The sequence below is a fragment of the Roseicyclus sp. genome (assembly GCF_018402035.1).
Classification (GTDB): Bacteria; Pseudomonadota; Alphaproteobacteria; order Rhodobacterales; family Rhodobacteraceae; genus Roseicyclus.
On record NZ_JAGYJN010000008.1, the window covers coordinates 54,044 to 67,752 of the forward strand.

General features: G+C 63.7%; 11 protein-coding genes. All 11 read left to right on the top strand.

Annotation, left to right across the window (positions count from 1 at the left end; genetic code table 11):
• Positions 1-11: 11 nt before the first annotated feature.
• The gene (locus KG698_RS12340; protein WP_213685884.1) at positions 12-1,496 is read left to right on the top strand and encodes a UDP-N-acetylmuramoyl-L-alanyl-D-glutamate--2,6-diaminopimelate ligase; all 1,485 of its coding nucleotides are present in this window, start codon (positions 12-14) and stop codon (positions 1,494-1,496) included.
• On the top strand, positions 1,493-2,917 hold the full coding sequence (gene murF, locus KG698_RS12345) for a UDP-N-acetylmuramoyl-tripeptide--D-alanyl-D-alanine ligase (RefSeq protein WP_213685885.1): 1,425 nt from the start codon (positions 1,493-1,495) through the stop codon (positions 2,915-2,917). Before KG698_RS12340 ends, murF begins: the two co-directional genes overlap by 4 nt.
• Complete coding sequence (gene mraY, locus KG698_RS12350) at positions 2,918-4,000, top strand: phospho-N-acetylmuramoyl-pentapeptide-transferase (RefSeq protein ID WP_213685886.1); 1,083 nt, start codon at positions 2,918-2,920, stop codon at positions 3,998-4,000.
• A 22-nt stretch (positions 4,001-4,022) separates the two neighbouring features.
• On the top strand, positions 4,023-5,420 hold the full coding sequence (murD, locus tag KG698_RS12355; protein WP_213685887.1) for a UDP-N-acetylmuramoyl-L-alanine--D-glutamate ligase: 1,398 nt from the start codon (positions 4,023-4,025) through the stop codon (positions 5,418-5,420).
• Positions 5,421-5,553: 133 nt separating this feature from the next.
• A complete protein-coding gene (locus tag KG698_RS12360; RefSeq protein WP_213685888.1) occupies positions 5,554-6,720 on the top strand; it encodes a putative peptidoglycan glycosyltransferase FtsW in 1,167 nt (388 codons plus the stop codon).
• A gap of 4 nt (positions 6,721-6,724) precedes the next feature.
• The gene (locus KG698_RS12365) at positions 6,725-7,828 is read left to right on the top strand and encodes a glycosyltransferase (protein ID WP_213685889.1); all 1,104 of its coding nucleotides are present in this window, start codon (positions 6,725-6,727) and stop codon (positions 7,826-7,828) included.
• Complete coding sequence (murC, locus tag KG698_RS12370) at positions 7,825-9,240, top strand: UDP-N-acetylmuramate--L-alanine ligase (RefSeq protein ID WP_213685890.1); 1,416 nt, start codon at positions 7,825-7,827, stop codon at positions 9,238-9,240. The genes KG698_RS12365 and murC overlap by 4 nt, the downstream gene beginning before the upstream one ends.
• A 66-nt stretch (positions 9,241-9,306) precedes the next feature.
• Positions 9,307-10,239 carry a UDP-N-acetylmuramate dehydrogenase gene (gene murB, locus KG698_RS12375; protein ID WP_213685891.1) on the top strand — a complete coding sequence of 311 codons (933 nt, stop codon included), beginning with the start codon at positions 9,307-9,309 and terminating at the stop codon, positions 10,237-10,239.
• 85 nt (positions 10,240-10,324) lie between these two features.
• Positions 10,325-11,260 (top strand): D-alanine--D-alanine ligase, encoded by a 936-nt coding sequence (locus KG698_RS12380; RefSeq protein WP_367114096.1) that lies wholly within the window; start codon positions 10,325-10,327, stop codon positions 11,258-11,260.
• The gene (locus KG698_RS12385) at positions 11,248-12,186 is read left to right on the top strand and encodes a cell division protein FtsQ/DivIB (RefSeq protein WP_213685893.1); all 939 of its coding nucleotides are present in this window, start codon (positions 11,248-11,250) and stop codon (positions 12,184-12,186) included. The genes KG698_RS12380 and KG698_RS12385 overlap by 13 nt, the downstream gene beginning before the upstream one ends.
• Entirely contained in the window at positions 12,183-13,517 is a 1,335-nt protein-coding gene (ftsA, locus tag KG698_RS12390) for a cell division protein FtsA (protein ID WP_213685894.1), read from the top strand. The genes KG698_RS12385 and ftsA overlap by 4 nt, the downstream gene beginning before the upstream one ends.
• The last annotated feature ends 192 nt before the right edge of the window (positions 13,518-13,709 follow it).

Genomic DNA, 13,709 nt, shown 5'->3' on the forward strand with positions numbered 1-13,709 from the left:
GGGGTGGGGCAATGGCCGCTTTGACACGGCAGCTTTCAGAGCTTGGCCTGACGCCACGCGCGGGTGGCGATGTGGCTGTCACAGGGCTGGCGATTGACAGCCGCAAGGTCGCCGCTGGTGCCTTGTTCGCGGCACTTCCCGGCACGCAAACCCATGGCGCTGCATTTATCGAGACAGCATTGCAACATGGCGCTGCCGCGATCCTGACTGATCGCGAAGGGGCGGCACTTGCCGCCGATGGCTTGGCCAAAACCCCCGCGACAGTTGTGGTCGTCGAAGATGCGCGCGCGGCCCTCGCCCATGCGGCGGCCCTGTGGTTTGCGGCCCAGCCTGACTGTGTCGTGGCGGTTACCGGCACCAACGGCAAGACCAGCGTCGCCAGCTTTGCACGCCAGATCTGGGCGCTGTTGGGCCATGAGGCGGTCAATATCGGCACCACCGGGGTCGAGGGGGCCTATGCCGCGCCGGGGCTGCATACCACGCCCGATCCCCTGACGCTCCAGCGCGTATTGGCCGAAATGGCAGGTGCCGGTGTCAGCCATGTGGCGATGGAGGCCTCGTCGCACGGGCTTGATCAGCGCCGGATGGAGGCGGTGCGGCTCGCGGCTGCCGGTTTCACCAATCTGACGCAAGACCATCTCGATTATCACGGCGACATGGAAACCTATTTCCAAGCCAAGCTGCGCCTTTTCTCGGAATTGCTGCCCGAAGACGGGATCGCGGTCATCAATCTTGACGACAGCTATGGCGCGCGCGTTGCCGCCGCCTGCAAAGCCCGCGAGATTGAGGTGATCGGTGTCGCCCAATATGCAGAAGATGCCGCGCTCAAGATCACCGGGCGGCGCTTGGATGAGACAGGTCAGGATGTGCTGTTTCGCTGGCAGGGCGAGCCGGTGCAGGCGCGTCTGCCCCTGATCGGGGCTTTTCAGGCGATGAATGTGCTGACAGCGGCGGGGCTTGTCATCGCGGCGGGTGAAGCGCCCGCGGCAGTTTTCGCGGTCTTGCCGCGCCTTACCGGTGTGCGCGGGCGGATGCAGATGGCGGGCCGCCGGGCCAATGGCGCGCCGGTTTTCGTCGATTACGCCCATACGCCCGATGCGCTGGAAACCGCGCTCAGGGCGTTGCGCCCGCATGTCATGGGCCGTTTGATCGTGGTCTTTGGTGCAGGCGGCGACCGTGACCGTGGCAAGCGCCCCTTGATGGGCAAGGCCGCCGCCGATCATGCCGATGTTGTCTTTGTGACAGATGACAACCCAAGATCCGAGGAACCATCGGCTATTCGTGCCGCAATTCTGCAAGCCTGCCCGCAGGCGCGCGAGGTGGGCGACCGCGCCGAGGCGATCTTGCGCGGGGTTGATGCGCTTGCACCGGGCGATGCGCTGTTGATCGCGGGCAAGGGCCATGAAAGCGGGCAGATCGTGGGCGATGTGGTCTATCCTTTCGATGATGTCGAGCAAGCAAGCCTTGCCATCGCCGCCTTGGAGGGCCGTATATGAGCGCGCTTTGGACAAGTGCTGAGGCCGCCGCCGCCACCGGCGGGCAGGTCGTGGGCGATTGGGCGGTCACGGGCCTGTCGATCGACAGCCGGACCATCGCGCCGGGTGAAATGTTCGTGGCGCTTTCGGCCGCGCGCGATGGGCATGATTTCGTGGCCGATGCTTTGGCGCGTGGGGCGGCCGCTGCAATGGTGGCCCATGTGCCTGAGGGCGTCGATCCGGCCAAGCTGTTGATCGTGGGCGATGTGATGGATGGCCTGCGCGCCTTGGGCGCGGCGGGGCGCGCGCGCACCCGTGCGAAAGTTATCGCCGTCACCGGATCGGTCGGCAAAACCACGGTCAAAGAAATGCTGCGCGCGGCCCTTGCCCCGCAGGGTCGGACCCATGCCGCCGAGGCGAGTTTCAACAACCATTGGGGCGTGCCGATTACGCTGGCGCGCATGCCTGCTGACACCGATTTCGCGGTGATCGAGATCGGCATGAACCATCCCGGCGAGATTGCGCCGCTGTCCCATCTTGCCCGGCCTGATATCGCCATCGTTACCACCGTCGCCCCCGCCCATCTGGAAGCTTTCGGCGTAATCGAGGGGATCGCGCATGAAAAAGCCGCGATTTATGATGGGCTTGTCCCCGGCGGCATCGCGCTTGCCCATGCCGATATCGACACCGCCCAGATCCTTTTCGACAAGGCGCATGCCGTGGGCGCGCGCTTGGTGCGTTTTGGTGCGCGTGACGGGGTCGAGGCGCGGATGATCTCGGCCCAAGTCGCCGATAGTGCCACGGTGATCAAGGCCGATATCCTTGACACCGCGCGGGTGTTCAAGATCGGCGCGCCGGGGCGGCATTACGCGATGAATGCGCTGATTGCACTGACGGCGGCGGAACTGGCCGGGGCCGATGCGACCCAAGCTGCGATCACCTTGGCAGGTTGGACACCCTATCAAGGGCGCGGCACGCGTGAACGCCTGACGCTAGGCGGGCGCGAGGATTTGGTCGTTGAAATGATCGATGACGCGTTCAACGCCAATCCCGCCTCCATCGCTGCCGCGCTTGAGATGTTGGCCGCAGCCGAGCCCGAGGGGCGCGGGCGGCGGATCGCGGTTCTGGGCGACATGCTGGAGCTTGGGCCGACCGGTCCAGCGCTGCATGCCGCCATCGCCGATCACCCCGCCATGGCGCGCATCGCGCTGGTGCATACGGTGGGGCCGTTGATGGCGCATCTGCATGCGGCCTTGCCCGGTGCGATCCGTGGCCATCACAGCGACAGCGCCGAAGAGATGGCCGCGCATTTGCCCCAAGGGCTGAAGGCGGGGGATATCGTGCTGCTCAAGGGCTCAAAGGGGATCAGGGTCTCTCGCGTAGTTGACGCGCTGCGCAAACTCGGGCAAGCGGCAGTGGGCAACAAACAGGGACACCGCTAGATGTTGTATTGGCTGACCGCGTTCTCCGATGGCGGGGATGTCTTCAACCTGTTTCGCTACATCACCTTTCGTGCAGGCGGGGCATTCTTTACAGCACTGGTCTTTGGCTTTGTCTTTGGCCAGCCCTTGATCAATGCGCTGAGGCGGAAATATTCCGGCGGCCAGCCGATCCGCGCCGATGGCCCGGCCCACCATATCTCCAAGGCGGGAACGCCGACCATGGGGGGGTTGTTGATCCTTGCCGCGCTGACATTGTCCACGCTGATGTGGGCGCGGCTTGATAACCCCTATGTCTGGATCGTGCTTTTGACCACGGTCGCCTTTGGCCTGATCGGCTTTGCCGATGACTGGGCCAAGGTCAGCCGCAACACCAGCGCGGGCCTCTCGGGGCGGGTGCGGCTCTTGATTGGCTTCGTGATCGCCGCGATGGCTGCAACGGCTTGCGTCTATATCCACCCCGCACCGCTGGCGGCCCAACTGGCAGTGCCGGTGTTCAAGGATGTGCTGATCAACATGGGCTGGCTGTTTTTGCCTTTTGCGATGCTGGTGATCGTGGGGTCGGCCAATGCCGTGAACCTGACCGATGGGTTGGACGGTTTGGCGATCATGCCAGTGATGATCGCGGCAGGCACGTTGGGCGTGATCGCCTATGCCGTGGGGCGGGTGGATTTCACCGAATATCTCGATGTGCATTACGTTCCCGGCACGGGTGAGTTGCTGATCTTCACCGCCGGGCTGATCGGCGGCGGCCTTGGGTTTTTGTGGTATAATGCGCCGCCCGCCGCTGTGTTCATGGGCGATACCGGATCGCTCGCGCTGGGCGGCGCGCTGGGGGCCATCGCTGTTGCCACCAAGCACGAGATCGTGCTGGCCATCGTCGGTGGCCTTTTCGTGGCCGAAGCCGTCAGCGTGATCGTGCAGGTTCTTTACTTCAAGGCGACCGGCAAGCGCGTCTTCCTGATGGCGCCGATCCACCACCATTTCGAGAAAAAAGGCTGGGCCGAGCCGCAGGTGGTGATCCGGTTCTGGATCATCTCGCTGATCTTGGCGCTGATCGGTCTGGCGACGTTGAAGCTGCGCTGATGCAGCGCTTGGGGGGCAGGCCATGATACCGGTTCAAGGCGTCGAGGGGCAGCGGGTCGCGGTGCTGGGGCTTGGCCGGTCGGGTCTGGCCACCGCGCGGGCCTTGCGCGCAGGCGGGGCCGAAGCGTTGTGCTGGGACGATGGCGCGCCCGCCCGCGCGGTGGCCGAGGCCGAGGGTTTCACCATCTGGGATCCGATGGCCCCTGACGCCTTTGTCGGTGTGGCCGCACTGATTACCTCGCCCGGCATTCCGCATCTCTACCCCGCCCCGCACCGCGCGATTGCTGCTGCCCGCATGGCGGGTGTGCCGGTCGATAATGATGTGGGGCTGTTTTTCCGCTCGCTCGGCATGGGCGCGTGGGATGATATGGAGGAGCCGCCCAAGGTTGTGGCAATCACCGGGTCAAACGGGAAATCCACGACATCGGCCTTGATCGCCCATATCCTCAAGGTTGCGGGGCGGCCCGTGCAACTGGCTGGCAATATCGGGCGCGGTGTGCTGGATATCGACCCGCCCGAGGATGGCGGCGTGGTGGTGTTGGAGCTGAGCTCCTACCAGATTGAGCTTGCCCGCGCGCTGACGCCCGATGTGGCGGTGTTCATCAATCTTTCACCCGATCATCTGGACCGTCACGGCGGCATGGGTGGCTATTTCGCGGCCAAACGGCGGCTTTTTTCCGAGGGTGGGCCGGATCGCGCCGTGATCGGCGTGGACGAGATCGAGGGGCAGTATATCGCCAACCAACTGGCCGAAGGGCCGGGCGATGCCCGCGTCATCCGTGTCTCGCAGGCCAAACTTTCGGGGCCGGGATGGGATCTGGTGGCGCGCAAGGGCTGGCTGTCGGAGATGCGCAAGGGCCGCCAAGTCGCCTCCATCGACCTGCGCGGCGTCCCCGGCCTTCCCGGTGCGCATAACCACCAAAACGCCGCCTGCGCCTATGGCGCCTGCCGCGCGTTGGGCCTATCGCCCAAGGAGATCGAGACCGCCTTTCACAGCTTTGAAGGGCTGCCCCATCGCAGCCAACGGGTGGCCGAAATCGGTGGCGTGTCCTTCGTCAACGACAGCAAGGCCACGAATGTGGATGCCGCCGTCAAAGCGCTGGCCGCTTTTTCGCGCATCCGCTGGATCTGTGGCGGGCTGGAGAAAGAGGGGGGGATGGCGGCGCTGGCCCCTGCGGCAGGCGAAGTGATCAAAGCCTATGTCATCGGGCGCGAGGCCGCCGCTTTCGCCCTGCATCTGGGCGATGTCCCGCATGAGGTCTGCGGCGACATGGCGACCGCCGTGGCCCGCGCAGCCGCCGAGGCCACGCCGGGCGACACGGTGCTCTTGGCCCCTGCGGCGGCGAGTTTCGACCAATACGACAGCTTCGAGCATCGTGGGCGCGATTTCATGGAGCAGGTGGGCAGGCTGCAACCATAATCTTGATGCTGATATCGCGGGCAAGAGCCAAGCTAGGACTAGCCCCCGCGGGTATTTCGGAGTAGTGTCACCACCAGACCCGGCAAACGGGCGATCCTGAGGCAGACAAGAACAAGACGGGCGGGCAGTCCCCATGACGGAAATCGCGCATGGCACGGTGATCGTGCAATCTGGCGAAGCTGTTCTTCCACGTTGGTGGCGGACAGTCGACCGGGTCACGATCTTTTGCATCTTTTCCCTTTTCGGCATCGGCATCTTGCTGGGCTTTGCGGCCTCCACCCCCTTGGCCGAGCGCAACGGGCTTGATCCTTTCTATTATGTCACGCGGCAGGCGGCATTTGGTGGTTTGGCGCTGATGGTGATGCTGGTTGTGTCCATGCTGAACCCGGTGATGATCCGCCGGCTTGGCGTGATCGGCTTTTTCGGCGCGGTCTTCGCACTGGCCATGCTGCCCGCCTTTGGCACAGATTTCGGCCAAGGGGCGGTGCGCTGGTTCTCGCTTGGCTTTGCCTCGGTGCAACCGGCCGAGTTTCTCAAGCCGGTGTTCGTGATCTTCACCGCATGGATGATCGCGGCCAGCCAAGAGATTGGCGGCCCGCCGGGCAAGAGCGTTTCGCTCTTCACCATGATCGTGATCGTGGGCTTTTTGGTCATGCAGCCCGATTTCGGCCAAGGCGCGCTGATCGTCTTTGCATGGTCGGTGATCTATTTCGTCTCGGGCGCGCCGATGCTGGTCTTGTTCAGCGTCATGGCATTGGTGGCGGCAGGCGGGGTTTATGCCTATGCCAATTCCGAGCATGTGGCGCGCCGTATCGACGGTTTCCTGTCGACCGAGATCGACCCCACCACCCAGATCGGCTATGCCACCGACGCGATCCGCAATGGCGGGTTGTTTGGCGCAGGTCTGGGCGAGGGGACGGTCCGCTGGACGCTACCGGATGCGCATACCGATTTCATCATCGCGGTCGCCGCCGAGGAATATGGCGTGGTCATGGTCTATCTGATCATCGCGCTGTTCGTCACCATCGCGCTACGCTCCTATTTCCGCCTGATGCGCGAGCGCGACACCTTTATCCGCTTGGCGGGCACGGGGCTGGTCAGTCTTTTGGCGCTACAGGCTTTTATCAATCTGGGCGTGGCGGTGCGTATTCTGCCCGCCAAGGGGATGACGCTGCCTTTCGTCAGCTATGGCGGATCGTCGCTGATCGCGATGGGGATCGCGGTGGGTATGCTGCTCGCCTTTACCCGGTCGCGGCCGCAGGGCGAGATCGGCGATTACCTTTTGTCACGCCAGCGGTGAGCCGATGACACCGACCAGCGCACATTTGATCATCGCGGCCGGCGGCACGGGCGGGCATATGTTCCCGGCCCAAGCGCTGGCCGAGGTGATGCTGCGCCGGGGCTGGAAGGTGACATTATCCACCGATGCGCGCGGTGCGCGCTACACTGATGGGTGCTCGCATGCCGTGGCTGTGCGCGAGGTGGCCTCGGCCACATTCGCGCGTGGGGGCGTCTTTGGCAAACTGCTGGCACCTTTGCGCATTGCGGGCGGCATCTTGGCCGCGACGCTGCGCATGTGGCGCGAAAAGCCCGATGTGGTCGTTGGCTTTGGCGGCTATCCCACGATCCCTGCGCTGGCTGCGGCATGGATCACGCGCACGCCTTGCATGATCCATGAGCAAAACGGTGTCTTGGGCCGGGTCAATCGCCTGTTTGCGCGGCGCGTCGATATTGTGGCGTGCGGGACATGGCCCACCACGCTTCCCCAAGGGCTAGAGGGGGTGCATACTGGCAACCCGGTGCGCGCCGCCGTGTTAGAGCGCGCAGGCGCGCCCTATCTGCCGCCGGGCGATTGGCCGATGAGCCTTTTGGTCATCGGCGGCAGCCAAGGCGCGCGCATCTTGTCCGATATGGTGCCTGCGGCCATCGCCCGCCTGCCCGAGGGGTTGCGCGCGCATCTCAGGGTCGCACAGCAAGCCCGTGCCGAAGACCTGCAACGCGTGATCGAAGCCTATGGCGCAATCGGTGTGCGCGGAGAAATCGATACCTTCTTTCGCGATATCCCCCGCCGCCTGTCCGAGGCGCAGCTGGTGATCAGCCGCGCGGGTGCCTCATCTGTGGCCGATATCTCGGTCATTGGGCGGCCCGCGATCTTGATCCCCTATGCGCAAGCCACCGCCGATCATCAAAGCGCCAATGCCAGCGGTCTTGTTGCAGCCGGTGGCGCGGTGGTGATATCGGAACAATCGCTTTCGCCCGACAGTTTGGCGCAGGCGATACACTCCATTCTTACCGAACCGGCCAAGGCCGATCAGATGGCGCAAGCGGCTTTGTCGCTGGGCCTGCCCGATGCGGCCCAAAGGCTTGCGGCACTGGTCGAGGAACTGGCCCAGAAAGGCGCTGCATGACACCTGCGATTACGAAACTGCCGACCAAGCTCGGGGCGATCCATTTCGTGGGTATCGGTGGCATCGGTATGTCGGGGATCGCCGAGGTGCTTTTGAACCATGGCTATCAGGTGCAAGGCTCGGATCTCAAAGCCTCCAAGATCACCGAACGGCTCGAGGGTTTGGGCGCGCGCGTCTTTATCGGGCAAAAAGCCGAGAACCTTGAGGCCGCCGAGGTGGTGGTGATCTCGTCAGCCATTAAGCCCGGCAATCCCGAGCTTGATGCCGCGCGGCTGCGGGGTCTGCCCGTTGTGCGCCGGGCTGAAATGCTGGCCGAGTTGATGCGCCTGCGCTCGAACATTGCGATTGCGGGCACACATGGCAAGACGACAACCACCACCATGGTGGCCACGCTTTTGGATGCGGGCGGCGTTGATCCGACGGTGATCAATGGCGGCGTGATCCATGCCTATGGCTCGAACGCGCGGGTGGGCCAAGGCGACTGGATGGTGGTCGAGGCTGACGAGTCCGATGGCACCTTCAACCGCCTGCCTGCGACTATCGCCATCGTCACAAATATCGACCCCGAGCATATGGAGCATTGGGGCACGATCGAGAACTTGCGCAAAGGCTTTCTCGATTTCGTCTCGAACATCCCCTTTTACGGGCTGGCCGTGTGCTGCACTGATCATCCGGAGGTGCAAGCGCTGGTGGGCCGCATCACGGATCGCCGTGTCGTGACCTTTGGCTTTAACGCACAGGCCGATGTGCGCGCGGTCAATCTGAGCTATAAATCGGGCATCGCGCATTTCGACATCGCGCTACAGGCCGAGGGGCAGGTGATCGAGGGTTGCACCCTACCGATGCCGGGCGATCACAATGTCTCTAATGCTTTGGCGGCCGTGGCCGTGGCCCGCCATCTGGGCATGAAGGCCGATGAAATTCGCGGTGCATTGGCGGGTTTCAAGGGCGTGAACCGCCGCTTCACCAAGGTGGGCGAGGTGGGCGGCATCACCATCATCGACGATTACGGCCATCACCCGGTCGAGATCGCCGCCGTGCTGAAAGCCGCGCGTCAAGCCAGCGAGGGCCGCGTGATCGCGGTGCATCAACCCCATCGCTATACCCGCCTGTCCAGCCTGTTCGAGGATTTCTGCACCTGCTTCAACGAGGCCGATGTGGTTGGCATCGCCGAGATTTATGCGGCGGGCGAAGATCCAATCCCCGGTGCGGGGCGCGACGATCTGGTGGCGGGGCTGATCCGTCATGGCCACCGCCATGCCCGCGCTGTTGTGTCCGAGGATGATCTGGAGCGGCTGGTGCGCGAACAGGCGCGGCCGGGCGATATGGTCGTCTGTTTGGGCGCTGGCACCATCTCGGCTTGGGCGCAGGGCTTGGCCGCGCGGCTCAAAGATCTCGATGCACGCGGCTAGGGGGCAGATGTTGCGCGGGCTGCGCCTTGCTGGACAGCGCGCCAGCGCAGCGCGAGCAACCCGGCAATGACCGCGATCCAAGATATCCCCCTGCGTGGGCGCGCGACGCCTAACCGGCCCTTGGCCGATTTGACATGGTTGCGCGTGGGTGGTCCCGCCGATTGGTTGATCCAGCCCGCCGATGCGGATGATCTGGCGATGTTTCTGGCGGCACTTGCCCCCGATGTGCCGGTCTTTCCCATGGGGGTCGGCTCGAACCTGATCGTGCGTGATGGCGGGATTGCGGGGGTGGTGATCCGGCTTGGGCGCGGCTTCAACGCGATCATGATCGATGGCGATCTGGTGACAGCCGGGGCGGCGGCGCTTGATGCGCATGTCGCAATCAAGGCGGCCGAGGCGGGGCGCGATCTGACCTTCCTGCGCACAATCCCCGGCTCTGTCGGTGGCGCGCTCAGGATGAATGCGGGTTGTTACGGGCGCTATGTGGCCGATCATTTCGTTTCAGCCCGTGTGATTCACCGCGATGGGCGCGCGGAAACACTGGGGCAGGGCGATATCGGTTTTGCCTATCGCCAGACCGATCTGCCCCCCGATAGCATCGTGACCGAGGTCACCTTTCATGCCCCTGCCGGTGATCCCGAAGCGCTTGCTTCACTGATGGCCGACCAGATCGCCAAGCGCGACGCGACCCAACCCACCAAGGACCGCAGCGCCGGATCGACCTTTCGCAACCCGGCCGGGTTTTCCTCGACGGGGCGGGCCGATGACACCCATGAGCTCAAGGCGTGGAAGGTGATTGATCAAGCAGGCATGCGCGGTGCCACACGCGGCGGTGCGCAGATGTCGGTGATGCATTCCAACTTTCTCATCAATGCCGGTGACGCCACCGCTGAAGATCTTGAATCTTTGGGCGAAGAGGTCCGAAAAAGGGTTTTCGAGACGCAGGGAATAGCGCTAGAATGGGAAATCATGCGCGTCGGGCGAAACCGGCGCGATTGATCCGGGCAAGCCCGGCAAAATAACAAGGGGCAAAGCCCCGATAACAGACTGACCGGGCAATAGAATCCGGCGGATTGAGGCAATGGTGGCGGGTTCGAGCAGAACAACCCCCCTGATTGCGGTGCTGATGGGTGGCCCCTCGTCCGAGCGCGAGGTGTCTTTATCCACGGGCCGTGGCTGCGCGGATGCGCTCAGGGGCGAAGGTTACGGGGTGGTCGAGATCGACTGTGGCCCCGATTTGGCCATGCGCCTGTCCGATCTGAAACCCGATGTCTGTTTCAACGCGCTGCATGGCCGCTGGGGTGAGGATGGCGCGGTGCAGGGCATGCTGGAATGGCTGCGCATCCCCTACACACATTCCGGTGTTCTGGCCTCGGCGCTTGCGATGGACAAGGCGCGCACCAAGGATGTCTACCGCGCCCATGGCCTGCCTGTGGCCGAAAGCGTGATCGTGACCAAGGCGCAAGCGATGGCCGCCCATGTGCTGGCCCCGCCCTATGTGATCAAACCCAATAACGAAGGCTCATCGGTTGGTGTCTATCTGGTGGCCGAAGGGGCGAATACGCCGCCGCAGCTATCCGCGGCGATGCCTGACCATGTGATGGTCGAGGCCTATCTGGCCGGGCGCGAGTTGACCTGTTCGGTGATGGGCGATGGCCCCGGCCAGCCCGGACCGCTGACCGTGACCGATATCATTACCGATGGCTGGTATGATTACGACGCGAAATACAAGCCCGGCGGGTCGCGCCATGTGGTGCCTGCCGATCTGCCCAAGCCCATTTTTGACGCCTGCATGGAAATGTCGCTGACCGCCCATCGCGCCTTGGGCTGTCGCGGTGTCAGCCGCACCGATTTCCGCTGGGACGCGGCGCGCGGGTTGGATGGGCTGTTTTTGCTGGAAACCAATACACAGCCGGGCATGACGCCCACCTCGCTCACGCCGGAACAAGCGGCGGTTTGCGGTTATGATTTCGGCGCGCTTTGCCGCTGGTTGGTGGAGGATGCCTCATGCGACCGCTGATCGCCGAACGCGCGCCACGCCGCGTGGCGGCACCGCCACCACCCATCGCCGATCATCCCCGCGATCCCGCACCCTCGATCTGGTCGTACCGCATCGAGCGTTTGTGGCTGACACCGGCGTTTCGCCGCGTGGTGCGCCTTGGGCTGCCAAGTTTCGTAGTCGTGTTCGGGCTGGGCCTTTATTTCGCCAATGACCAAAGCCGCACGGAATTTGTCGCGCATCTGCAAGAGCTGCGCCAAAGCATTGAAGGTCGCCCAGAGTTTCGGGTGAATGTGATGGCGATCTCTGGTGCAAGCGAGGCTGTGGAGAACGATATCCGCGCCTATCTTGGCCTGTCCTTTCCGATGTCATCCTTCGATTTGGACCTGACAGCCATGCGCAGCCGGATCGAGGCCTTGCCCGCCGTCGCACAGGCCGATCTGCGCCTTCAGGCGGGTGGCTATCTCGCGGTCAATGTGCGCGAGCGCGTGCCGGCCGTGGTTTGGCAAACCCGCGAGGGTGCCGTTTTGATCGATGCCGAGGGGCATTTCGTCGCCGATCTGGCCGCGCGGACATTGGACAGCCCGCTGCCGCTGATCGGTGGGGATGGCGCGGATCTTGTGGTGGGTGAGGCGCTGGCGCTTTACGCCGCGGCCGCACCTTTGGGCGACCGCCTGCTTGGATTGGTGCGCATCGGCGAGCGGCGCTGGGATGTCGTGCTGAAAGACGAACGCAGGATCTTGCTGCCCGAGGCGGGTGCCGTGCAAGCGCTTGACCGCGCGCTGGGCCTGCATGATGCCACTGATATTTTGAACCGTGATGTGCTGCGTCTTGATCTGCGCGACGCGGATCGGTTGAGCGTGACCCTGACCCCCGCCGCGATGGAGGAACTGCGCCAAGAGCGCATCCGCGCGCGGACGAACCCCACCGGAGAGCAAAGCGGATGAACACGCTATACCATGCGCAACGCGCCATGCGGGCAAAACGGCAAGACGCGCTCAAGCGCGGTGTCGTGGCCGTGCTCGATATCGGAAGCCACAAGGTCTCGTGTCTTGTGCTGAAATTCGATGCCGCCGAGACTGTCTCGCCCGCCGAAGGGATCGGCGCAATGGCCGGCCAAGCCAGCGTGCGGATCATCGGTGCGGCCACGACCCGGTCGCGCGGCATGCGCTTTGGCGAGATTGAAAGCCTGCAAGAGACCGAACGCGCCATCCGCACAGCCGTGCAAGCGGCGCAGAAAATGGCGCAGATCCGCGTTGACCATGTCATCGTCTCTTTCGCCGGTGGCCGTCCGCGCAGCTACGGGCTTGAGGGTGAGGTTGATATCGGCGGCGGCACGGTCGAGAACACCGATGTGGCCCGCGTTTTGGCCGCCTGCGATCTGCCTGATCTTGGGGCAGGGCGCGAAGTGCTGCATGCCCAGCCGGTGAATTTCGCGCTTGATCATCGCAGCGGCCTGACCGATCCGCGCGGCCATGTGGGCAACCGGCTATCGGTTGATTTGCATCTTTTGTCGATTGAGGCGGCGGCAATCGAAACCTTGCTGCACTGCGTTAAGCGTTGCGATCTGGAATTGGCGGGTCTGGCCTCGGCACCCTATGCGGCGGGGATCTCCAGCCTTGTGGAAGACGAGCAAGAGTTGGGTGCCGCCTGTATCGATCTGGGCGGCGGGACTGCCAGCCTGTCGATCTTTATCAAGAAACACATGATCTATGCCGATACGGTGCGGATGGGCGGCGATCATGTCACCAGCGATATCAGCCATGGGCTGCAAATCCCGATGGCCGATGCAGAACGCATCAAATGCCGCTTTGGCGGTGTGATTGCCACCGGGCTTGATGATCGCGAAGTGATCGAGTTGACCGGCGAGACCGGCGATTGGCACCATGACAGGCGCACCGCCACCCGCGCCGAGTTGATCGGCGTGATGCGCCCGCGTGTCGAAGAAATCTTGGAAGAGGTGCGCGTGCGGCTTGATGCGGCGGGGTTTGATCATCTGCCCAGCCAGCGCATCGTGTTGACCGGTGGGGCCAGCCAGATCCCCGGTCTGGACGGGCTGGCCAGCCGCATCTTGGGCAATCAAGTGCGCCTTGGTCGCCCATTGCGCGTGCAGGGCTTGCCGCAATCGGCGGCGGGGCCTGCATTCTCCTCGCTTGTGGGATTGGCGCTCTTTGCGGCCTATCCGCAAGACGAGTGGTGGGACTTTGAGACCCCCGCCGAACGGCTCCCTGCGCGCAGCCTCAAGCGGGCGGCCAAATGGTTGCGCGAGAATTGGTAACCCCCGTATCTGGTGGGCGACAGCTAGACCAAGGGAATTCGGCGGATTTTTGCCCCATATTTCGCTTAAACCTTGGAATTTTCGCGTGACGGCCTGCCTGAAAACGGGTAACGTGGTGAGAAATCAGAGGCAAAACGGCAGCACGACGTAAAGATCGGCGCCACATCGAACATTGATCGCAAAAGATCACAT

Coding starts and splice junctions, on each gene's coding strand:
- KG698_RS12340 (WP_213685884.1), top strand. CDS start 12: ATGGCCGCTTTGACACGGCAGCTTTCAGAGCTTGGCCTGACGCCACGC.
- murF (WP_213685885.1), top strand. CDS start 1,493: ATGAGCGCGCTTTGGACAAGTGCTGAGGCCGCCGCCGCCACCGGCGGG.
- mraY (WP_213685886.1), top strand. CDS start 2,918: ATGTTGTATTGGCTGACCGCGTTCTCCGATGGCGGGGATGTCTTCAAC.
- murD (WP_213685887.1), top strand. CDS start 4,023: ATGATACCGGTTCAAGGCGTCGAGGGGCAGCGGGTCGCGGTGCTGGGG.
- KG698_RS12360 (WP_213685888.1), top strand. CDS start 5,554: ATGACGGAAATCGCGCATGGCACGGTGATCGTGCAATCTGGCGAAGCT.
- KG698_RS12365 (WP_213685889.1), top strand. CDS start 6,725: ATGACACCGACCAGCGCACATTTGATCATCGCGGCCGGCGGCACGGGC.
- murC (WP_213685890.1), top strand. CDS start 7,825: ATGACACCTGCGATTACGAAACTGCCGACCAAGCTCGGGGCGATCCAT.
- murB (WP_213685891.1), top strand. CDS start 9,307: ATGACCGCGATCCAAGATATCCCCCTGCGTGGGCGCGCGACGCCTAAC.
- KG698_RS12385 (WP_213685893.1), top strand. CDS start 11,248: ATGCGACCGCTGATCGCCGAACGCGCGCCACGCCGCGTGGCGGCACCG.
- ftsA (WP_213685894.1), top strand. CDS start 12,183: ATGAACACGCTATACCATGCGCAACGCGCCATGCGGGCAAAACGGCAA.